General features: G+C 42.2%; 20 protein-coding genes and 2 tRNA genes. 17 read left to right on the forward strand and 5 right to left on the reverse strand.

Annotated features, from left to right (window positions below):
* Positions 1 to 19: 19 nt before the first annotated feature.
* The 12 genes from KEJ24_05895 (at position 20) to KEJ24_05950 (ending at position 12,528) form a co-directional block, all read left to right on the forward strand.
* Positions 20 to 1,315, forward strand: coding sequence for a glycosyltransferase family 2 protein (locus tag KEJ24_05895; GenBank protein MBS7647350.1), 1,296 nt, complete (start codon positions 20 to 22; stop codon positions 1,313 to 1,315).
* A 12-nt stretch (positions 1,316 to 1,327) separates the two neighbouring features.
* A complete protein-coding gene (locus KEJ24_05900; protein MBS7647351.1) occupies positions 1,328 to 1,615 on the forward strand; it encodes a hypothetical protein in 288 nt (95 codons plus the stop codon).
* Positions 1,616 to 1,708: 93 nt separating this feature from the next.
* Positions 1,709 to 2,821: a hypothetical protein gene (locus KEJ24_05905; GenBank protein MBS7647352.1), complete on the forward strand. Its 1,113-nt coding sequence runs from the start codon at positions 1,709 to 1,711 to the stop codon at positions 2,819 to 2,821.
* Positions 2,822 to 2,851: 30 nt separating this feature from the next.
* Positions 2,852 to 3,862, forward strand: a complete 1,011-nt coding sequence (locus tag KEJ24_05910) for a glycosyltransferase family 2 protein (protein MBS7647353.1) — start codon at positions 2,852 to 2,854, stop codon at positions 3,860 to 3,862.
* Between the two features lie 29 nt (positions 3,863 to 3,891).
* Positions 3,892 to 5,295 carry a threonine synthase gene (thrC, locus tag KEJ24_05915; GenBank protein MBS7647354.1) on the forward strand — a complete coding sequence of 468 codons (1,404 nt, stop codon included), beginning with the start codon at positions 3,892 to 3,894 and terminating at the stop codon, positions 5,293 to 5,295.
* Between the two features lie 71 nt (positions 5,296 to 5,366).
* A complete protein-coding gene (locus KEJ24_05920) occupies positions 5,367 to 6,110 on the forward strand; it encodes an ECF transporter S component (GenBank protein ID MBS7647355.1) in 744 nt (247 codons plus the stop codon).
* A gap of 15 nt (positions 6,111 to 6,125) precedes the next feature.
* The gene (locus KEJ24_05925) at positions 6,126 to 7,142 is read left to right on the forward strand and encodes an AIR synthase family protein (protein ID MBS7647356.1); all 1,017 of its coding nucleotides are present in this window, start codon (positions 6,126 to 6,128) and stop codon (positions 7,140 to 7,142) included.
* A gap of 46 nt (positions 7,143 to 7,188) precedes the next feature.
* On the forward strand, positions 7,189 to 8,157 hold the full coding sequence (locus tag KEJ24_05930) for a GDP-mannose 4,6-dehydratase (GenBank protein MBS7647357.1): 969 nt from the start codon (positions 7,189 to 7,191) through the stop codon (positions 8,155 to 8,157).
* 20 nt (positions 8,158 to 8,177) lie between these two features.
* A complete protein-coding gene (locus KEJ24_05935) occupies positions 8,178 to 9,236 on the forward strand; it encodes a glycosyltransferase (GenBank protein ID MBS7647358.1) in 1,059 nt (352 codons plus the stop codon).
* Between the two features lie 65 nt (positions 9,237 to 9,301).
* Complete coding sequence (locus tag KEJ24_05940; protein MBS7647359.1) at positions 9,302 to 9,676, forward strand: tetratricopeptide repeat protein; 375 nt, start codon at positions 9,302 to 9,304, stop codon at positions 9,674 to 9,676.
* A gap of 88 nt (positions 9,677 to 9,764) precedes the next feature.
* The gene (locus KEJ24_05945) at positions 9,765 to 11,483 is read left to right on the forward strand and encodes an ATP-dependent DNA ligase (protein MBS7647360.1); all 1,719 of its coding nucleotides are present in this window, start codon (positions 9,765 to 9,767) and stop codon (positions 11,481 to 11,483) included.
* A gap of 1 nt (position 11,484) precedes the next feature.
* Complete coding sequence (locus KEJ24_05950; protein MBS7647361.1) at positions 11,485 to 12,528, forward strand: HesA/MoeB/ThiF family protein; 1,044 nt, start codon at positions 11,485 to 11,487, stop codon at positions 12,526 to 12,528.
* Positions 12,529 to 12,544: 16 nt separating this feature from the next.
* Here KEJ24_05950 and KEJ24_05955 read toward each other — a convergent pair whose 3' ends face one another.
* Positions 12,545 to 13,039 carry an isoprenylcysteine carboxylmethyltransferase family protein gene (locus tag KEJ24_05955; protein ID MBS7647362.1) on the reverse strand — a complete coding sequence of 165 codons (495 nt, stop codon included), beginning with the start codon at positions 13,037 to 13,039 and terminating at the stop codon, positions 12,545 to 12,547.
* A gap of 265 nt (positions 13,040 to 13,304) precedes the next feature.
* Here KEJ24_05955 and KEJ24_05960 point away from each other — a divergent pair.
* Positions 13,305 to 13,377: transfer RNA gene (locus KEJ24_05960), tRNA-Cys, on the forward strand.
* Between the two features lie 64 nt (positions 13,378 to 13,441).
* On the opposite strand, the gene KEJ24_05965 is transcribed toward KEJ24_05960, so the two are convergent.
* Both KEJ24_05965 and KEJ24_05970 read right to left on the reverse strand, forming a co-directional pair.
* Positions 13,442 to 13,735, reverse strand: coding sequence for a site-specific integrase (locus tag KEJ24_05965; GenBank protein ID MBS7647363.1), 294 nt, complete (start codon positions 13,733 to 13,735; stop codon positions 13,442 to 13,444).
* Positions 13,725 to 14,486 (reverse strand): tyrosine-type recombinase/integrase, encoded by a 762-nt coding sequence (locus KEJ24_05970; GenBank protein ID MBS7647364.1) that lies wholly within the window; start codon positions 14,484 to 14,486, stop codon positions 13,725 to 13,727. The genes KEJ24_05965 and KEJ24_05970 overlap by 11 nt, the downstream gene beginning before the upstream one ends.
* A 356-nt stretch (positions 14,487 to 14,842) precedes the next feature.
* On the opposite strand from KEJ24_05970, the gene KEJ24_05975 reads away from it, so the two are divergent.
* Positions 14,843 to 15,040, forward strand: a complete 198-nt coding sequence (locus KEJ24_05975; protein MBS7647365.1) for a hypothetical protein — start codon at positions 14,843 to 14,845, stop codon at positions 15,038 to 15,040.
* Positions 15,041 to 15,197: 157 nt separating this feature from the next.
* On the opposite strand, the gene KEJ24_05980 is transcribed toward KEJ24_05975, so the two are convergent.
* Positions 15,198 to 17,012: a beta-propeller domain-containing protein gene (locus KEJ24_05980; protein ID MBS7647366.1), complete on the reverse strand. Its 1,815-nt coding sequence runs from the start codon at positions 17,010 to 17,012 to the stop codon at positions 15,198 to 15,200.
* A gap of 184 nt (positions 17,013 to 17,196) precedes the next feature.
* Here KEJ24_05980 and KEJ24_05985 point away from each other — a divergent pair.
* Together KEJ24_05985 and KEJ24_05990 are read left to right on the forward strand one after the other, a co-directional pair.
* Positions 17,197 to 17,298: transfer RNA gene (locus KEJ24_05985), tRNA-Ser, on the forward strand.
* A 121-nt stretch (positions 17,299 to 17,419) separates the two neighbouring features.
* Entirely contained in the window at positions 17,420 to 18,805 is a 1,386-nt protein-coding gene (locus KEJ24_05990; protein MBS7647367.1) for a radical SAM protein, read from the forward strand.
* An 86-nt stretch (positions 18,806 to 18,891) separates the two neighbouring features.
* Here KEJ24_05990 and KEJ24_05995 read toward each other — a convergent pair whose 3' ends face one another.
* The gene (locus tag KEJ24_05995) at positions 18,892 to 19,443 is read right to left on the reverse strand and encodes a nitroreductase family protein (protein MBS7647368.1); all 552 of its coding nucleotides are present in this window, start codon (positions 19,441 to 19,443) and stop codon (positions 18,892 to 18,894) included.
* Positions 19,444 to 19,561: 118 nt separating this feature from the next.
* Here KEJ24_05995 and KEJ24_06000 point away from each other — a divergent pair, with 118 nt between their 5' ends.
* Positions 19,562 to 20,692, forward strand: a complete 1,131-nt coding sequence (locus tag KEJ24_06000) for an Ldh family oxidoreductase (GenBank protein ID MBS7647369.1) — start codon at positions 19,562 to 19,564, stop codon at positions 20,690 to 20,692.
* The last annotated feature ends 9 nt before the right edge of the window (positions 20,693 to 20,701 follow it).

The raw sequence follows: 20,701 nt of genomic DNA on the forward strand, positions 1-20,701 counted from the left end.
GTGAGTGGTGACGGCGATAGTGTTTATTGAGTTCTTAGAGGCTCTGTTTCTTCTTCTAACTGGTGTAATGGTTGTTTATTTACTTCGTCACTACATTTTCACCATAACAGTACTTAAACATAACCAGAAAAATAAAGCGAATTTAGGCTTTACCAATGGATGTTACCAGCCTACAGTTTCAATTTTGATACCTGCCCGCAATGAAGAACAGGTTATTGGAAGGCTTCTCCAAAGGATTACAGAGCTAACATATCCAAAGGATAAACTACAAGTAATAGTCGTTGATGATGCATCATGGGATGATACTGGAAAAATAGCTGAGCGATACGCTAAAAGCTACAATTATATTAAGGTACTTCACCGTCGTGAACATGAAGGTGGACGTGGAAAAGCTTCTGCCCTAAATGCTGGGTTAAAACACGCCGATGGCGAGATAGTCCTATGTTTTGACGCAGACTACTACCCACAGAGATGCATCGTAGAAAAACTCGTTAAAGAGTTTGCAGACCCCAAAGTTGGCGCTGTTCAAGGCAGAGTCGTTGTTTTAAACGAGCCGCAAAACATCGTTACGCGACTTGTTGCGTTGGAAAGAATAGGCGGGTATCGTGTTGATCAAGAAGCTCGTGACAAACTAGGCCTTATAACTCAGTTCGGCGGCACAGTTGGTGGTTTCCGCCGAGAACTTTTAGAAGAGCTTGGCGGCTGGGATGAGCGAATGCTCGCGGAGGACACCGACCTAACTTTCAGAGTTTACCTTGCAGGCTACATGGTCAAATATGTTTTAGACGCGGAATGCTACGAGGAGGCTGTGGAAAACTGGTGGGCTTACTGGAAACAGCGATACCGATGGGCTAAGGGTCACATGCAATGCGCCTTCAAACACTCCATAAACCTTTTGAGAAGCGATAAGCTTACGTTCATCCAAAAAGTTGATGGGCTACTTCTGCTTAACGTCTACTTCATGCCAATCATAGCACTTCTTTCATGGATTGTTGGCATCCCGCTTTTCATTTTGAAATACTCTCAGTGGCTTTCTCCATTTTGGGCTGCCATGTTCATTTCTATGTATAGCACCGTTGGAAATTTCGCACCTTTTTATGAGGTTGGTGTTGGAACATATCTAGATGGCAGAATACGAGTTCAATGGCTTATCCCTCTTCTGATTTTCGTATTTCTATATAATATTCCAATATGTATGAAAGCTCTCTTGGATCTCTTGTTTTCAAAGCTTATTGGAAAAAACAACAATTGCTGGGAAAAAACTATGCATTCTGGAAATGGAAACCGTTATATTATGATTCCTTCCAAAAAGTGAAAACGATAAGGAATGGCTCCGACTTCGAATCCGTTATCGATGGTGATGTTGCTATTTTTTAGTGTTCTGTCCCTTATCATCCTCATGCTTTTGCCATCCTTAATCGAGTTAAAAAAACCAAAGGACCTTGGACCGAGAGTTATTAAAGATTATGATTACATGATACTTCATGATTTAGACTTGGGGATCGAGATCGCGGATGGCGGAAATCTTGATCTTGAAAAGGAACTCAACGCCAATATTACTGTTCCCAAAGAGGTTTCGTCGATCTTAGCCTTCCTGTCCGATTTAGAATCCTAGGCTGTTTTCATGGACGTTGTGGCTGAGGCTGCAAAAGCTTATAGAATAAAATGTACATTGAAATTTGCATACAGAATCCCAAAGTGAATTTAAATGCACGCATATGTGGTTACCGCATCTATAAATCCCTTAGAAAACCTTAACGTACTTGCAAATAACCCTTCGTCTATAGACGAGGTTAAGATCCTGGTTATAGATGAAGGTGATGAAAACGTTCGCAGGTTGAATGAGAAACTCTTGTCAAGGGTGCTCCATGAGTACTATGGGCCAAAGGAAAGGGAAAAGTGGTTTAAGGATAGATTTGGGCGGTCATATCGGAAATATGTTAAAATTATCCCCGAGAAATGTCATGCAGAGATTTCTTTTGGCTTCTTAAAGGCTTATGAGGAGGGCGCCGATGTTATAATAGAGTTAGATGATGATGTCGAAATATCGAGGGACTTTCTTGAGTCACATGTCGATAACCTGTTTAGCGAAAAGGGTGTAACAGTTAACGCTTCTGGTAAATGGTACAATGCCATCGAAAACCTCCGATTAAATATTGATCAAACAATTTTCCCAAGGGGGCATCCTTACGATCCAACATGTAGGAGAGAAGACTACACCTGGACAGACGAGGGTGCGAAATGTGTTTTAAACATGGGACTTTGGAGTGGACACCCAGACTTAGACGCTTTAACAATACTTTATTATGGTGGGTTGGATGGTAAATGTTCAATAGAAAGTATGGGGCACAAACGGGACAAAGTGGTTGTAGAAAAGGGAACCTATTTTGGAATTTGCAGCATGAACACCTCTTTTCTGTCAAAAATTGTGCCAGCTTTTTACCAGCTTTACATGAACTTCAATGGCATTGACAGGTTTGACGACATTTGGTCCGGTGTCTTCCTCAAAAAAATAGCTGACCATATAGGTGATAAACTCTGTCTGGGTAAACCTTCTGGAAGACATGTCAAGCGGGGTAGAAGCGTTTTCAAGGATTTGCTTAAAGAGGCAAATGGGTTGGAGATAAATGAATATTTATGGAGAGTCTGTGACTCTGCAGATTTTTCGGCGAAAAGTTATGCGGACTGTTACTTCGAATTAGCCGACTACCTTGAAAAAAACTTGAACATACTGGTAAAGCGTCTTGAACATGTCAAGTTTTGGAAGGTTCAAATAGAGAATATGCGGAAATGGGTTTACATAACTGACAAAATATCATAACAGAAAAGACACTTACGGTGGCTTCCTCACTTGTCGAACAAATGGCCCATGGTTTCCGTGGTCGTGATCAACTTTAGAGGAACAGACCAGCTTGAAAAATGTTTAACCTATCTAATGCGGACAAATTACCCTAACTATGAGGTAATCATCGTAGATTGTTTAACTGAAAACTTGGAATCATGGACTAACCAGCACTTTCCAAAAGCGAAAATTGTCCATTACGCCTATGATATAGGGCCTTCAGCCTCCCATAACGTTGGAAAGGCCATTCTAAATCCGGAAAGCAAGTACTTGGCTTTCCTCGACAATGATGCCTACGTAACCGAAAACTGGCTAACCGAGCTTGTGAAAGTCATGGAAAGCAACGAGAAGATAGGTGTTGCTCAAGCGAAAATACTGATGACAAGCAACAAAAAATTAATGGACAACGCTGGACTAGCCATAGACGCTTTAGGAACATGGTACACTCCAAGAGGTTTAAAAGCAGACAACTTTCAAACGCTTACCGAAATTTTCGCCGCGTCCTCCGCCGGATGTTTAGTAAGGCTTGAGGCTTTTGAAAAAGTTGGAGGCTTCGATCCAGAATACTTCATTTACGACGATGACACAGATTTCTCCTTCAGGGTGAGGCTACTTGGATATAAAATAGTTTTTGTTCCCACCGCGGTAGTTTTTCATGATGGAGACCCCGTGAGAGCTTTGAATCCAAGGAAGCTATGGCACTCTGTTAAGAACAGAATCTTCACGATGGCTAAAAACTATGAGTTAAAAAATTTGTGGTGGCATCTTACCCTTTACTCCTTTCTAACTTTTTTAGCCGGAATTGGCTTTGTTTTGGCTGGTCACTTTCTAGAGGCTAAGGAAACCTTTAGAGGCCTTTTCTATCCTCTAGTTAATTTCAGGAGGATTTTGGAAAAAAGGGCGGTTGTACAGTCTTTTAGAAAAGTAGGAGATGCTGAGCTTTTTAGATCTGGTTTTATTAAAAATGATATTCGTGCAACTGTTCAGGATATCAAGCTTAAAGCGAGACAAATCCTTTAATAATTTGGGCTGCAAGGGATTATGTGGAAATGACGTTTTTGGAATGTGTTTCGTGTGGTTCAAAGTTTGATGCTTTTCCACCAAAGTTTCTCTGTGGTAACTGTGGAGGCGTGCTGGAATACAAGTATGATTATGAACGGTTTAAAGTTACAAAGCTTACAGAGCGCTTTTACTTCTGGCGTTATAGACACTTTATGCCAGAAGTTAAAAATGTTGTCTCCATGGGTGAGGGCGGAACACCCCTCCACAAGGCGCATAGACTAACCGGAACCATCGGATTTGGAGATTTCTACTTTAAGGATGAAACACGCAATCCCACGAACTCTTTCAGGGATAGATGTGCGGCGCTTCTAGTCTCAAACGCTTTAGACTTAGGTTATAGATCAGTGGTTTGCGCTACAAATGGCAACCTTGGCGCTTCCCTGGCGGCCTACTGTGCAAAGTTTGGACTTGCATGTCATATAGTGGTCCCCAAAAATGTGGACATAGGAAAACTTGCCCAAATGCTCATTTACGATGCTATGATTGAAGAGTATGGTGAGATAGTTGATGAAGCCTTAGAAAAAGCTGAAGAAATCGCAAAAGAAACAAGATGGTATCAATGCTCCGTTGAGCTGAATCCATTGGCTCTGGAGGCTCTCAAAACCATAGCCTACGAAGTTTTCGAGCAGATAGGTGTCCCAGAATGGTTTATAGTTCCCATGGGAAGCGGCGGAACACTGTATGCTATATGGAAAGGATTCAGAGAACTTGAAAAAGCTGGTAAGATAAGCAAGCTGCCAAAGCTTGTTGGCGTTCAAGCTGAAGGATGTTCGCCAATAGTTAACGCCTATCTGCGAAAGACCCATAAGCCAGTCTTAAAAGTGAAGCCTTCAACCCATGCCCTTGCAATTTTAGTAAAAAATCCAGCATATGGCATTTTAGCCTTAAATGCTATAAAAGAGTCGAAAGGCTTAGCGTTGGCTGTTTCCGACGAAGAAATATTCTTGGCGGAAAGAGAGATGGCAAAGTTTGAAGGCGTCTTCGCTGAACCAGCAAGCGCAGCCACTTACGCTGCTGCTAAAAAACTCATGAATCAAGGATTGATAGGCAGGATGGATAAGGTTGTGTGCTTAATAACAGGAAGCGGACTCAAAGCAACCGAAGTTCTGCAAGCTTTGACGAAGAAAAGAAAGACCGCAGTGGTTGGCTTAGAGCTAACCACAAAAGAGAAAATACTGAGAATTCTAAACGAAAAAGACGCATATGGTTATGAATTATGGAAAAAGCTTGGTGAGGTCATGACAAGAGCGGCTGTCTATCAGCATTTAAAAGAGCTTTCAAGCAAGGGACTTATTACATGTTACGAAAAGAATGGACGAAAGTTTTTTAAAATCACTAGCCGTGGATTAAAGGTTCTTCAAGCCTTTGACGACTTGAAACTTTTGCTTTGATTTTAAATTCGACAGTAAATTAAAAATAGTCAAGTTGCAACTATACTATATACTAATGGTTGATGAGGCTGATGAAAAAGAAAAGTCTAACAAAACAATCCAGCATAACCGCTGTTTTCACAGCCCTTGTGTGTATAGCTACGGCCAGTTTTACGGTTTATGTGCCAAGCACCAAAGGCTACTTTAACATCGGTGAAACAATGGTTTACATGGCAGCCATACTTTTCGGACCTTTCGTTGGTGCTTTTTCCGGTGGAGTCGGCTCCATGTTTGCCGACCTCCTACTGGGCTACTATTACTATGCACCGGCGACGCTTATCATTAAAGCTGTTGAAGGATTCGTTACGGGTTTTCTTAGCAAAAAAGGACAAGGCATTGCTAAGGCGTATACCAAAAACGAACTAAGACTTTTCACGGTTCTAACGGGGGCTCTCGTCGGAGGGCTTGTAACTCTGGTAGGCTCACTATATTACAGTGGACTTGTTAAACTTTACTCCGGCATAGTTTCCGCCGAAAATCCGATGTCAACCCTCTTTATTCCGGCAAGCTTTTGGTCCGGAATAGGTGTGCTTGCATTCTTAATGATTTTGTTCATTGCGTTTATCTCCGAGCCAGAGTATGGTTTTACAATCATTTCGTGCGTTTCTGGGGGATTATTGATGGTTCTCGGCTACTTCCTCTACGAACAATTTTTCCTAGGCGTCTTCGCTATAGCCGAAGTTCCCATAAACATCGGACAAATGACCATTGGGCTTATAATAGCCACGCCAATAGTGAGAGTTGTTAGGCATATACTGCCACAACTTAAAGGCTAAAAGAAGGAACAAAAAATGAAACTGCCCCCCGGAAAAGTCCCAGTGGAGATATTGAAGGATATAGTCTTCAAAAACCTTGGAGCGAAAAGACGCGAAGTAGTCCTGGGGCCTTCGGCCGGGTTTGACGGCGCAGTGATAGACACTGGCGATAAGTCCTTCATAGTTTCAATGGACCCAATAACTGGAGCTGTTGAACGAATTGGGTGGCTTGCTGTTAACGTCAACGCCAACGACATTGCAACCTTTGGCGTTGAACCAGCTTTCTTCTCCTCTTGCATTCTCTTACCCGAGGAGGCTGATGAACAAATAGTTGAGGCTATATGCTCACAAATGGATGAAGCCTCGAAGAACCTTGGAATGGCAATCATAGGAGGACATTGCGAAGTTACGCCTGGGCTTACCAATCCAATTGTTATCGGCTGTGCCATGGGAATAACCGATAGAGGAAAATATGTGACGGCCGGAGGGGCAAAACCCGGCGACAAACTAATATTGACAAAAAGCGCTGGAGTTGAGGGAACAGCTATCCTTGCAACAGAACGCTGTGAACTGCTTTTAAAAAGTGGCTTAAATGAAGAGATGGTTTATTCAGCTCAGAGGTTCTTTGAAAAAATAAGCATCGTAAAAGAGGCAATTCTGGCCTTCAAAACTGACGGCGTGAACGCTATGCATGATCCAACTGAAGGCGGTATTCTTGGTGGGATCCACGAAATGGCTGACGCTTCAAACTGCGGTGTTAAAATTTTTGAAGAAAAAATTCCAGTAGCAAAAGAAACTGTTGAAATTTGTAAATTCTTTGGAATAGACCCTTTACAGTTAATCGGCTCCGGAGCCTTACTCATAGCTTCAAAAAAGGGATACTCTGAAAAAATTGTCGAGGAGTTAAGGAAAAATCGTATAGAAGCTTCGATTATTGGAGAATTCTTAGCCCATAGACAACAGCGCTTCCTAGTGCGGAAGAACGGTAGTTTAGAGGCTATCCCTCGCCCCGAAAGTGATCACTTATGGCTTGCCTTAGCAAAATATAGATAAATTGGCAACAACAGCTTTAAAAAAGCAAAGTTATAAAAGAAAAAACATGCTCTCTCCGAGCTTCGGAAAAGTTTTCATAACCGGAGGAGCTGGCTTTATAGGAAGCCACCTAGTCGACAGATTGTGTGCAGAACATGTACCCGTAGTTGTTTTCGATAACTTAAGTGCGGGAAGTATTGAAAATATTAAAAGGTGGCTGGATGCACCGAACTTCCGTTTTGTTTTAGGTGATCTACTGTTTCCAGAAAAAATCTTGAAGTCTTTAAATGGTTGCGAAACGGTTTTTCATTTTGCAGCAAACCCAGAGGTCAAGATAAGCTCAGAAAATCCTAAAATTCACTACGAACAAAACGTGCTCGCAACCTTCAACTTACTAGAGGCAATTCGCAGAACAGACAGCGTTAAAACCCTAATTTTTGCTTCCACATCGACGGTTTACGGGGATGCCCAGCAAATTCCAACACCTGAAAATTATGCCCCCTTAAAACCCATTTCTGTTTATGGCGCTTCCAAACTAGCTTCAGAAGCATTAATAATAAGCTACGCTTACAATTATGGATTCAAAGCGGTAATTTTTAGGCTTGCAAACATAGTTGGTTCCAGAGCGCGTCATGGAGTAATCTGCGACTTCATAAGGAAACTGAAAGAAAACCCGGAAAAGCTTGAAATACTTGGGGATGGTACCCAGAAAAAATCCTACTTGCATGTTGAAGACTGCGTGGACGCGATTTTATTTTGCATAAACCTAGTCCATAGAAAAGCGGAAATTTTTAATGTCGGATCGGAAGACCAAATAACCGTCAAGGAAATTGCGGATATTGTCTGTAGAAAAATGGGATTAAACAACGTCAAATACATGTTTACAGGTGGCGTTGAGGGAGGGCGAGGGTGGAAAGGAGACGTAAAATTTATGCTCCTAGATATTGATAAAATTAAAAAATTAGGTTGGAAACCTAAACTAAACAGCTATCAAGCAGTAGAAAAGGCTGCAGAGGAGATCCTGAAGGATGAATAAAACCCTGTGAAGGAATAAGGTTGAGGGAAGAAGAAAATAGAATTCCAAAAGTTTCGGTTATAATTCCCGTAAAGAATGGAGCAGCTAAAATAAAGGACTTACTAGATTCCCTAATGCAGGTTGATTATGACAAAGACAAGCTTGAAATAATAGTTGTTGACGGAGACTCAACAGATGGTACAAAAGAAATAGTCTCTAAATATCCTGTAAGACTCTTGGTGGAAAAGAAGCCGGGGGTTAACACTGCAAGAAACACGGGAATAAAAAACAGCACAGGAGAAATCATAGCCTTTACGGATCACGACTGCGTTGTTCCAAAGGATTGGATCAAGAAAATAGTTGAAAACCTTCAAGACTCTGAAGTTGGATGCGTTGGCGGCCAAATTTTAAGATATGGCGACGATTTCTTTTCCCGTTATGCTGATGAAAGCATAATCCCAGTGATGCGAATTTTCAAAAAGGAAATAGTTTTAAACAAAATAAGCTCTCCCGCATATTATCCAGTTGGATGCAACTTTGCCGTTAAAAGGGAGGCCGTTGAAAAAACTGGATTTTTTGATGAGAGATTTGAATATGGCTTTGACGAGTTGGAGTTTGCCGAAAGAGTTTGCGAGAAGGGATATAAAATACTGTTAACTCCGGAAATAACGGTTAAACATAAGCATCGCTCTAGTTTTTCAGAACTCATTAAACAAGCTTTCCGTTATGGGCAAGGAGGCGGCTTAGTGCCAAAAATCAAGGGGGTTGACAGCATTTTATCTATATGGGTTTTATTTAGTATTGCTGCTTTTTCACTTTGGTTTTTTGTAGTTTTATCTCTGACTATTTACATAGTCTTGACGTGGTCAACGGAATTCCTATCACCATTACTTGCTCTCCTATTTTTCCCAATTGTTGGGCTTATGGCGTTGTACGCTTACAGAACATTTCACCTAGGGGACGGAATGTACATGCGTATATTAGCTTATCCATTTGTGGATGTCGCGCGTTCTCTGGCTTTCGTGGCTGGAGTGATGCAGCGTTTATTGAAACCGGCTGGGCATAATGCATCCGCAAAGGCTTTCAATTTAAAAGGTTAGACATTAGAAATGGAAAACCTAAATTGGGTCTCCAAACATTGTAAGTGAGTGTAGGTTGGTTGGCAATGGTGGAAAAAGAAGATCCTGTTAAGCTACATAAAGATGGAAACACTCTTTACGAACTTGGCAAGTACGAAGAGGCGAAAGCAAATTTTCTGCAAGCATCAGAGCTTTACCAGAAGGCAAACAACTTTTTTGATGCAGCTTACTCGCTTTTCAAGGCTGGTGAATGTGCTTTCATGTTAAAAGACTATGAAAAAGCTGCTGAGCATTTCCTAAAATCCGCAGACCTTTCATTCAACAAAGGTTTTGACAGGTTCGGAGTAAGCGCATTAGAGTATGCAAAGGACTGCTACAAAGTGTTGATGCAAAAAGAGAAAGTTGAGGAACTGGAGAAAAAGATAAGGGAGATTAAAGCTCGGCTGGAAGAATCCTTCTAAAACTTACGCTCCACTTTTTCCTTTAGGCTACCGTAGCCTTATCTAAGAGGGCATATAAATCTTTCATGAAGCATGTAAAGGGTGAGTTATGCCCACCCCTTTTAGGAACCTTGCGGAATTATGTGAAAAACTAGAAGGCATGAAAAAACGAACCCACATGATCAGCCTAGCTTCTTATTTTCTAAAATCTCTAGAACCCGAAGAGGTTGAGCCCGCTGTTTCAATGATTTTAGGAAACGCGCTTCCTAAAAGTAGCCAGCAAACTCTAGAAGTAAGCTGGGCTACCATAAGCGAAATAATCAAGCGCATAACCAGAGTTAGCCGGGAAGTTTTCACAGAAGCCTTCAGCAAAACTGGCGATGTTGGCTCGGCTGCAAAAATTGTATTTGAAAAAAGCAAGGTTAAGAGGCAAGTGTCTCTGTTCAAAAGAACTTTAACGATAATGGATGTTAGGAAAAGTTTTGAAGCCATAGCAGAGGCCACCGGCCCTGGCTCTAGAGAAAAAAAGGAGCGCTTGTTAGAAGCGTTGTTGAGTTCAGCATCTCCTCTCGAAGTCAAATACTTAGTTAAAATAATTATCGGGGAAATGCGGACCGGCCTCCAAGAGGGCCTAATGGAACAAGCAGTTTCCGAGGCATTCCATGTTCCGGTTGATGTCATTCGAAAAGCCAGTATGACATTGGGCGACATTGGAACTGTGGCGTCGATGGCTAAAACCCAAGGAAAAGAAGGTCTTTTAAAAGTAAGCCTCATGGTTTTTAGGCCTGTTAAACTTATGTTGGCGCAAACAGCCGCCAGTGTGGCGGAAGCCCTTAAAGAGCACGGTGGAAAAACAGCTTTCGAATATAAGCTTGACGGCGCCAGAGTTCAAATTCATAAGGAAGGCGGAATTGTCAAAATTTACAGCCGCAGGTTAACGGATGTCACTGAAAGCCTTCCAGAAATAGCTGAAATTGTCAAAAAGAACGTGAAAGCTCAAAGCGCCATTTTGGAGGGCGAAGTCATAGCCGTCGACGGCAAGGGCAACCCATTACCTTTCCAACATTTAATGCGAAGATTTAAAAGAATCCACGGAATTGAAGGGGCAGCCTCAGCCATACCGGTTAAACTCTTCCTTTTCGACATCCTATACTTAAATGGGCAAAACTTAACAATACTTCCATATCTCCAGAGGAGACAAATTTTAGCCGAAAGCGTCGGCGAAATCTCTTTAACAAGGCAAATAATAACCGACAGTGTTAAAGAAGCCGAACAATTTCTTAAAGAAGCCACGAGTTCCGGCCATGAAGGGCTCATGGCTAAAAAAGTTGACAGCAAATATATGCCCGGGATACGTGGAAAACGTTGGCTCAAGATAAAGCCGACGCTTCCCCCACTTGATCTGGTAATCGTTGCAGCGGAATATGGCTACGGAAGAAGGCGTGAATGGCTGTCAGACTATTATCTTGCAGCGCGAGATAACAATACTGGCGAGTTCTTGATTGTAGGTAAAACTTTCAAGGGGCTAACAGATGCGGAAATCATTGAAATGACAGAACGTCTCAAAGCATTGGCAATTAAAGAAGAACCTAGAAGAGTTTTTGTGGTTCCAAAACTAGTTGTGGAAGTAGCCTACAACGAAATTCAAAGAAGCCCAAAATATAAATGCGGTATGGCATTGCGGTTCGCGCGGATAACCCGCATACGAGACGATAAAACTGCCGAGGAAGCTGACACTATACAGCGGGTTAGAGAAATCTACGAGAGCCAATTCTCTAAAAAAGGTAATATAAACTTGAAAACCATAAATACGCTTCGGGTTGATTGAAATGGCAAAACCAAGAAGGCCTAAAATCTCTTACAATGAATTTTACAGTCGACAACTCGTCTTAAAAGAGCTCGGCCCGCAGGGACAAGAAAAGCTTGCAAAATCCAAAGTTGCTGTTGTAGGCCTCGGCGGCCTTGGCACAGTTTCGGCGCTTTACCTAACATTGGCTGGTGTTGGATACCTGCGCATAATAGACCAAGATACTGTTGAGCCCCACAATTTGCATAGACAAGTTTTGTACACTGCAAAAGATTTAGGTTATCCGAAGGCTGAGGTTTCAGCGAAACGGCTTATGGAAAGAAACCCTTTCATAGAGGTTGAGGCAATTCCTGAAAACGTGAATGCGGATAATGTTGAAAAACTTTTAAACGGTGTTGACTGCGTCGTTGACGGTTTAGATAACATTCGAACCCGTTATATCGTTAACCGTGCATGTGTGAAACTAAAGATTCCATATGTTTTTGGAGCAGCAATAGGCGTTGAAGGAAATATCTCAGTTTTTGCGCCTCCGGAGACACCATGCCTAGAATGTGTTTTACCAAACATTGACGACAGCACTATTCCCACGTGCGATGTCAGAGGCGTGCTTGGAGCGACACCGGGCATAATAGGCACGATGGAAGCCATGGAAGCCTTAAAGCTTTTGGCAGGCATAGGCGAACCCCTAAAAGGCAAACTCATGATATGCGATTTCAACGACATGTACTTTACCACAATAGAAATCAACAAAAGGCCGGGTTGCCCGGCGTGCAAAGGCGAAGCAACAACTCATAAAATTCGAGAAAAATTAGTTTGGCTGTGTGGAAGAAACACAGTCAACATAAATCCGGAAAAACCATTAAAAATAAACATGGAAACCATTCATGCAAAGCTAAAGGAAAACTTCAAAATTCGACTAAAATCCTCAATGGCAATAGTCTTCGCCTACCAGAAATATGAGATAACCCTATTCAACCATGGAAGAATGTTAATAAAAAACGTGCCAGACGAAGAAACAGCAACAAAGATATACCAAGAAATCAAACAGAAAATTGGATTAAACTGAATTTTCTGTACGAAAACTATAGTAGTGTTAACACAGCGGCTATTATTAGCGCCACTGTTAATGTGAGGATTGGTTCAGGCATCCTACTTACACTTATTGGGAATATAAACGGAACCTTTTGCTTATATTGTCGATACTCTTTTCCATGCTTGTTTAAGAGGCATCGCTCCTCGTAGCTCGCCAGCAAGCAGTAGCCCAAAACCTCAATCAGCCACATTAAAAGGACTTTAGGCTCCATTCCCGACCATTGTATAGACATTATAGTTAACCCTAAAGTCATAACGATAATTCCAAAGTATTGAGGATGTCTGACAACTGAATAGAGTCCGCTGGTTAAAAGCCGCTTTCGCCTCATCCTCAACATCTGAATAAAAGCCGTTAAGAATATTATCAAACCAACCAGCGCAACAACCCTTCCAAACATTATCCTCGGTTCAAAAAGGAAAAGGTAAAATTGCGGTTCTCTAAATTCCGGAATACTCCAAAAGAATCCAAATACATAAAATACCAATGGAAAAACCATAAGGCCATACCAAGACCTGACACGGGTACATACTGAAATAAAAAGAGAAAAGCCGAAGTCAAAACCTCGATTAAACGCCTAAGCTTCCCTTCTAACACGCGAGACATACAAATCCAACGATAACATCCTTCAGTAAAAACATAAAAATCTACACATTAGAACATCACCAAGCACAATTGACACTCCATCATCACCGTCAACAGAATTAACAAAATTTATTACCCAAAGATCGCTTTAAAACCATATAAATAACGCCGGGGTGGCCGAGCGGCTCAGGCGGCTGCCTGCAGAGCAGCTATACGTGGGTTCAACTCCCACCCCCGGCTTTTTGGCATAAACCCCCGGTTTGCCGGCGAACCCCCTGTTTCTCGGTGAACATACAGACAGTTGCTATTTCCTTTTTCTGAAGAGTTTTATGCCTTCCATGTCGCAGACATATTCAAATCCTTCTTCTATGAGTTTGGTTGCTTCTTCAATGTTTCTTGCAGCCTTGCAAATGTATTCGTTGTCCTCAAAGCTTACTAGCTGTGTATAAATTAGGGTGTTTTTGATGTTTTTGTGTCCGAGCAGCTTCATGACGTAAAGAATGTCTTTGGTTCTATGGTATTCCATGGTGGCTTTCCAATGACGGAACGTATGAAAGGTTATCTGTAACAGTCTTGGGTTCCCAAGCTTAGCGGCCAATAATTTTCTTGACCTTTGGAAGGATCTTGCAAATCCTCTTAGGGGATAATCCCCCGAAAACTCTTGTTGAAGTTTTTGGAAGCATGGAAAGCATTGCAAGCAGCTTGCTTGAAACTTTGAAGATTCTTGGGCTGCTGCCTTTTTCCGGCGATATCCTAATAGTCCTGTTGACGAAGTCTATGTCCGCCCATTGAAGATTCCAAGCTTCGCCGGCTCTGGCTGCTGTTTCTTTAAGCAGTTGTAGAAAGGCTGACATTTTCTTTCCGCAACCCGCAATCAGCTGATCTATCTCTGCCTCTGTGGGAATGAATGGAAGCTTTTCAATGCGTCTGTATTTTGGCGGGTTCCAGTTGCCCCCGATCATTTGGAGAAAACTGCTGTAGGCTTCAACGGCAAGCTCTTTTCGGCCTTCGCTCCAAGTCTGCTTAGCGATAACGTCTTTTACAGATTCTGGATCTAGCAGGTTTGCACCGCGTTTAACGAGAATTCTCAGAAGCTTGGTCCTGCCGATCACCGTTGATTCCGAGTAGCCTTGCTTTTTCATCCGCCATGCAAACTCTAGGATTTTGCCTTTAACGTCAGCTTGAGCTGGGTCTGTTTTGGTTGTCTGCTCTGTGGCCCCCGCAGCCCATTTTTCGCCCCAAAAGGCTGGGAGGCGCATATTTGGCGGTAATAGGCTATGGCGTCCAAACCTTAGGGGACAGCATTCTGGACAGGCTATAGGCTTGTTTTTGGCTTGCCGTGAAGCCAAAAGCCGACCGCCCTCTAGGCCATTTGCCTTGTTGCTGAGGGCCTAAAATGCCCCTTTGCACTGCTTCCATGAGTTGGTCTGCTTTTACGTAAACGGCCTTCCAGTGGTAGCCATCACAGTCCATCATGAAGGCGACCAGTGCATAGCCTATAGCCTCGTATTGTCTGCTTGCTCATTCAAAGTTGTCCATGTGCAAGCCGCCCAAAACAATAAGGTCAATTTTGTGCTTGCCGTCAACGGTCAAAATTGATGGCCCCCTCTAGGATTTTTCGCTTGGAAAATGGATGCTCCTAAAAGCAATTTTCGCCTCCCCTCCCCCTCTAGCTTCCCATCAGCCCCGGTTTAGAGGCAAGTGCATGGTGTGCCTGTACGGGTTCGCAGCATTCAATTTTGAAAAGGAGAGTGAAAGGGAGAAAGAGAAGAAGAATAAAAGCATACACATAAAAGCTACTGTTCACTGTCCGCAGAGTCTGGCAGCGTTTCTAAAAGTTCCTCGTAGAGCTTTGGGGCGCATTCTAATAGGCCAGGACGTGTTGTGGATTGTTGCAATCTAATTTGTTATCATCTAGCCCATTGGGCTCTCGTAAAGCATAGTTTATTAAAAGCTTCACGTTTAATCAGGGAGCCCTAGTTTGATGTTTGTTTTAATGAAACAGCCCTGACAATTATCTGCATCTTTAGTTCCATCTTGATAAAATCTGGGTGTGTGAATTAGCCTAGCTTTATCTCCTTTATGAAAGCCAAGTCTTCCATGCTGTTTAGTTTGACTTTTGCGTTTGACACTGTATAGAGCACATTGTTAATGAATAGTATTCTTTTCACTTCGAAGTCGCCTTCAACTAATGTTGCGTTTTCTTGATGGATGATAGAGCCTTTAAGTTTGAAGCCATTTAGTGACATATTGAATATGTACGCGCCTTGCCAAAAGCCCTTAGAATAATACTCTCTTTCTTTTACAGTTTCCATCCAGCTTATTGAAATGGGTAGTGCTAGTACTTGTTTTTCTTTATCGAATAGGAAAGCCTTGTGATCCCATAAAACTGGTGTTGTTGACCAGTTGCCTATTAGGAATCGGTCAATTTCCTTTGGGTTTGCGACGTCTGCAACGTTATAAAGTGAAACCTTCACACTGTTTTCTTCCATGCCTACGCCTATAATGTGGCTTTCGTCGTACGGATGAAGATATCCTGAAAAGCCTTCTATTTCTAAGGCTCCTAGAACCTTCGGCTTAAACGGGTTGCTTATGTCTATCACAAAGAATGGGTCCTTCTGGTAGAATGTTACAAGATAGCATCTGTCCCTCATAAACCTTGCCGCGTATATCTGTTTGCCAGGATCTAGGTTTGTAAGGCTTCCAACGATGTTCAAGTTCATGTCCAATACGAATAAGTTGTTAACGGAAGTTTCACTCCATCCAATGGTTGTAGCTACCCTAAAGAAACCGTTATACTCATCCATGCTGAACTGATTGAGCACATACCCTGGAACATCCCCCTCAGCCTCCCACACTATTTTATCTCTGTCCAGTTTAACTCTATAAATTAATGTTTCATATTTTGGCTCAGTTGCCATTAACGTTTGAATCCACGCATCCGTGTTAGGGGTTGTCAAGTACATGTTTGTTGTTGAAACGTACATGCATGATGTTGTGCTTGTTAAGATTGATTCGCAAGTTGGCTCTTGAGTATCGTCTGCAATGTTTACTGCAATGACTGTCGTGAAGAAATAAGATACATCTAAAACGTCGACGTAACGTATGTCCGTAGGTTTCACCTCTTTAATGTAGCCGTTGATAATAATTTTTGGCAAATTCACCTCTAGGTCTGTTTCGTTCTTTTCACTTGGACGTATAGCTGGCTGCGTGATCACTACATAGACATAGTCCCCTATCATTCGCGAACCAGAAAGAGATCCGTTGAAAATTATGGTTCTTGTAAGAACAGGATCAGCCTTGTCTGACACGTCGTAGACCTTAATGAACGCGTTTCCATAGTAAGACCGCACACTTTTTAAAGCGTAAACATGGCTTCTTCCCAAAACTGCAAGCCTATCTCCGTTTACATAAAGTTCTATACCGTATGCCTCATCTAAAACGATTTTTGAGAGTAATGCGGCTTGTTCAGGCGGATAAGCTTGAAGTATATGCACCGTGCTGCCTGAAACAACATACAAATACTTGCCGTCAGTCTTCACTATGTCAGCTTCGTCCACACCTTCCACTTGAATGTTCGTAGTCGAATACTCAAGCACGCCATTAACATCTCGAACATTAGGAGCGATGGTTTTTGCCTCTAGGATATTTACGAAAGGAGAGCCGTACAATTGAAAGGTTCTTGAAGCTTTTTCCATGTTAGTCTTCAAGAAAAATTCGAGTTCTTCATAGCTTGAAAAGGTTTTAAGCTTAGAATAAAACCTCTGTGTCCCATGTAGAACGCCTAAGTTATAACATACGGCTGCAAGCAGAATAGCTAAAAGCACTGTTGCAACACCATATGATAACAGTATCCTTTTTAATTTCACCTGCAATTTTAACACCGCATATAGGTAATTAACAAGCATATTTTATCCTAGTTTTTAGTACACTCTGTCCAGAAACTAGTACACGCAACAATACATGAATCAATGTGAAGAAAAAGAAAGACTAATAGACCTCATTAAATTGTTAATTAACAAAGATAAGCTTCAGTAATAAATGGGGTATACTTCCTAAGCCGGGGTCTCCTAGTCCGGTAGGGAGCAGGCCTGGAGACTTAAAAGCCGCTAAGCCTGTGGTCCAATTTGGGCCGCGTGGGTTCAAATCCCACCCCCGGCGCCTAAAACTCTTTTAGCTTTGCCGCTCTAAAATTCAGTAATTGTAAGATACGTTGAAAATCAAAGTTAAAATTAATATTCTGAATCTTTTTGATAAAGATCTGTAAAGGCATGGTGGTGTGTTGAAAGTTTGCCTTATTTCTCCCTCTTACAGCTCAGCCGTTAAGTCCGTTATTGGGATCAGTTCTCCACCTTTGGGGCTTGCTTATTTGGCTTCTATGGTTAAAGATGCGCATGACGTTAGAATTATTGACTCAAACGTTTTGAATTATACTTTAGACGATATTAGAAGAGAGTTGAAAAATTTTTATCCGGATGTTGTCGGCATAACCTCAGCAACACCGTCCGTCTATGAAGCTTACAGGGTTGCTGAGGTTGCTAAGAGTGTGAGAGATGACTGTGTTGTTGTTTTGGGAGGGCCCCACGCAACTTTCCTTCCAGAGGAGGCCCTTACAGAATGTAGGAGCGTTGACATTATCGTTCGAGGTGAGGGTGAGGAAACCTTCCAAGAACTCATTAATGCAACAGACCGCAAAATCCCCTTGGAGAACGTTAGGGGTATAGCCTTTAGAAAAGGCGACAAAATAATTGTCACAGATTCAAGACCCTTCATTAGCGATTTAGATAAGATTCCTTTTCCAAGCATCGACCTGCTCCCCGTAGAGAAATATGCGCTTCAAGGGATAAAATATATGCCAATAATCACTAGTAGAGGATGCCCATTTAAATGTTCTTTTTGCGCTTCATCACGCCTTTTTGGAGGATGCTGGCGTGGCAGAAGCCCCAAAAACGTGGTTGAGGAGATTAAATTCATACACGATAAGTTCAAGATCAAAAACATAGAGTTTATTGACGACACCTTTACATTAAACGGTAAAAGAGCTGAAGAAATTTGTGATGAAATTTTAAGGGAAGGCCTTGACATTTCGTGGGGTGCCTCCTCAAGAGTTGACACCATCCACAGGGGGCTGGCTGAAAAAATGCGGAAAGCCGGATGTTGGATAATATATTTGGGCGTGGAGTCTGCATCCCAGAAAATCCTAAACACGATTGGGAAGAAAATAACCATAAGCCAAATTGTGAAGGCTGTTAAAACCTTAAAGGAAGCAGGAATTCAAATTCTAGGATCCTTCATTTTAGGTTTTCCTGAAGAAACGATTGAAACAGCTGAGCAGACGATAGCCTTTGCCAAAAAGCTTGACCTAGACTATGCACAGTTCTCAATTCTGACACCCTATCCCGGAACACCTCTCTATGAATATGCAAAGGAAAATAACATGCTGTTAACTAGAGACTGGTCCAAATTCAACGCTATAGAACCAGTAATGAAGCTAAAAAACTTAACCATAAAGCAGCTTCAATCCTTATTTGAGAGGGCTTACCTAACCTTCTACATAAGACCTAAAATGCTGTGGAGATGGGTTAAACAAAAACAGTTCCATATTATAAAAAGCACTATCAAAACGGCAGCAAACTATCTAAAAAGCCACGTCCTCTACTCTTCTTAATTATCTCTCACGATTGACGTTTCACTCCATTAATCTAAGACAGTCCACACATAGCACGCGTGTAATCTTCAAATTTAATGAATGAATCAGGCTTTTTGCCCGTATTTCTCGTAATATACGAAATCTTTAAGCTCCTTTCTGGCGGGGGCTGATGGGGTCTCTAATGGGTAGCCTATGGGCATAAGCTCTACCACGGTTACTCCTGCTGGGACTTCAAGAATTTCGGCGGCTTTTTTGGCATCAAAAGCTCCCACGTGGAGTGTGCCTAAGCCTAGGCTATGAGCTGCAAGGCTTATGTTGTGAAGGGCTAAAGCTACATCAAACATGTAAAAGTTTTCTTTACCAGCAATCGGCTCTCCTCTCAGAAATCCTGAAAGTCCAAGTTTTGCACATGCAACTATAACCACAGGAGCGTTCTTTATAGCCTCAATCGCCGGGTTCCGTGGAGTCAATGTTTCAGCCAACCTCCTTTTAGTCTCAGGGCTTGTAACCACTATAAACTCCCAACATTGAGTGTTAGCCCATGAAGGAGCCCATCGAGCAGCCTCCAAAACAGCCTGAAGTTTCTCCTTTTCAACAGGATCAGGTTTATATCTTCTGATAGATCTACGCGTTTTTATAGCTGTAATCAGATCCATGTAACCACCTTTAGATACAATATCAACCGCAGAGATTAATAAAAGCTATCCGCGATGCGCGTAATCGAAATAAATAAATATTAATTATTCAAATTTTACGCGGTAATTGGTGGTATAAGTGGCTAGATTATATGAGAAGACGGTTCCAGTGCCGCCTGAAGAGTTTGTTAGAGTCGAGTGGGAATCTTTGAGGAGTTATGTTGCTGATGTTTTGAAGGCTTATAATGTTCCTGAAGAGCATTCCAAGATAGTTGCTGACGTTCTTGTCTCAGCTGATCTCATGGGAATTGAAAGTCACGGGGTTCAGAGGCTTAGAAGATACACCGTTGGCATTCAAGTTGGTTCAGTTAACCCTAAAACGAGTATATCTATTGTGAAGGAGTCTCCATCGACAGCATGGATTGACGGGGGCTCTGGACTTGGGCATGTCGTAGCTTATAACGCCATGGAAATAGCTATTAAGAAGGCTATGGACACCGGCGTTTCTGTTGTTGGAATTAGAAACAGCCACCATTTCGGTATAGCTGGCTATTATGCTCTTCAAGCAGTCAAAAGCAACATGATCGGTCTAGTTATGACTAACTCTGAAGCTTTGGTGGCTTACACTCACACGGTGGGCAGAAATGTGGGCACGAATCCCATAGCCTTCGGCTTCCCAACCCGAAACCCTCCACCCATACTTTTTGATGCAGCCACAAGTGTTATTCCGATAGGTAAAGTTGAGGTTTACGCCAAGGAAGGGAAAAAAATGCCTTTGGGATGGGCTATATCTCCGGAAGGGAGACTTTTAGATGACCCCAAAGAGGTTTTAGCAAGAAAAGGTGCAGTGCTGCCTTTAGGAGGCTTTGGCGAAGAATTCGGGGGCCACAAGGGCGCTGGCTTAGCCCTTGTAGTGGACTTGCTATGCGGAGTTTTGACGGGCGCAAACTATGGCAGAAACGTGAAGCATACAACTGATAAAGAGCGGGCCAACGTGGGACATTTCATGATGGCAATTAACATAGACAAATTGACTTCTCTAGACTATTTCCTTCAAAGAGTTGAGGAATACAAAGGGTATGTGAAAAGTTTATCTAAGATATCTGAAGATGCTGAAATCTGGATTCCTGGAGAAAAAGCTTGGTTAACCATGGAGACACGTAAAAAAATTGGGATACCCGTCCATAAAAATATCTTGAAGGAAATCATGGAGGAAGGCGAGAAGGTCGGAGTGGAATTTAAAGTCAAAGTGCTTAAAGATACAGCATAAATTAAAGAT

The organism is Candidatus Bathyarchaeota archaeon (assembly GCA_018396705.1).
Lineage (GTDB): Archaea > Thermoproteota > Bathyarchaeia > Bathyarchaeales > Bathycorpusculaceae > DRVP01.

Coding starts and splice junctions, on each gene's coding strand:
- KEJ24_05900 (MBS7647351.1), top strand. CDS start 1,328: ATGGCTCCGACTTCGAATCCGTTATCGATGGTGATGTTGCTATTTTTT.
- KEJ24_05905 (MBS7647352.1), top strand. CDS start 1,709: ATGCACGCATATGTGGTTACCGCATCTATAAATCCCTTAGAAAACCTT.
- thrC (MBS7647354.1), top strand. CDS start 3,892: ATGACGTTTTTGGAATGTGTTTCGTGTGGTTCAAAGTTTGATGCTTTT.
- KEJ24_05920 (MBS7647355.1), top strand. CDS start 5,367: ATGAAAAAGAAAAGTCTAACAAAACAATCCAGCATAACCGCTGTTTTC.
- KEJ24_05925 (MBS7647356.1), top strand. CDS start 6,126: ATGAAACTGCCCCCCGGAAAAGTCCCAGTGGAGATATTGAAGGATATA.
- KEJ24_05930 (MBS7647357.1), top strand. CDS start 7,189: ATGCTCTCTCCGAGCTTCGGAAAAGTTTTCATAACCGGAGGAGCTGGC.
- KEJ24_05940 (MBS7647359.1), top strand. CDS start 9,302: ATGGTGGAAAAAGAAGATCCTGTTAAGCTACATAAAGATGGAAACACT.
- KEJ24_05945 (MBS7647360.1), top strand. CDS start 9,765: ATGCCCACCCCTTTTAGGAACCTTGCGGAATTATGTGAAAAACTAGAA.
- KEJ24_05950 (MBS7647361.1), top strand. CDS start 11,485: ATGGCAAAACCAAGAAGGCCTAAAATCTCTTACAATGAATTTTACAGT.
- KEJ24_05975 (MBS7647365.1), top strand. CDS start 14,843: ATGGTGTGCCTGTACGGGTTCGCAGCATTCAATTTTGAAAAGGAGAGT.
- KEJ24_05995 (MBS7647368.1), bottom strand. CDS start 19,443: ATGGATCTGATTACAGCTATAAAAACGCGTAGATCTATCAGAAGATAT.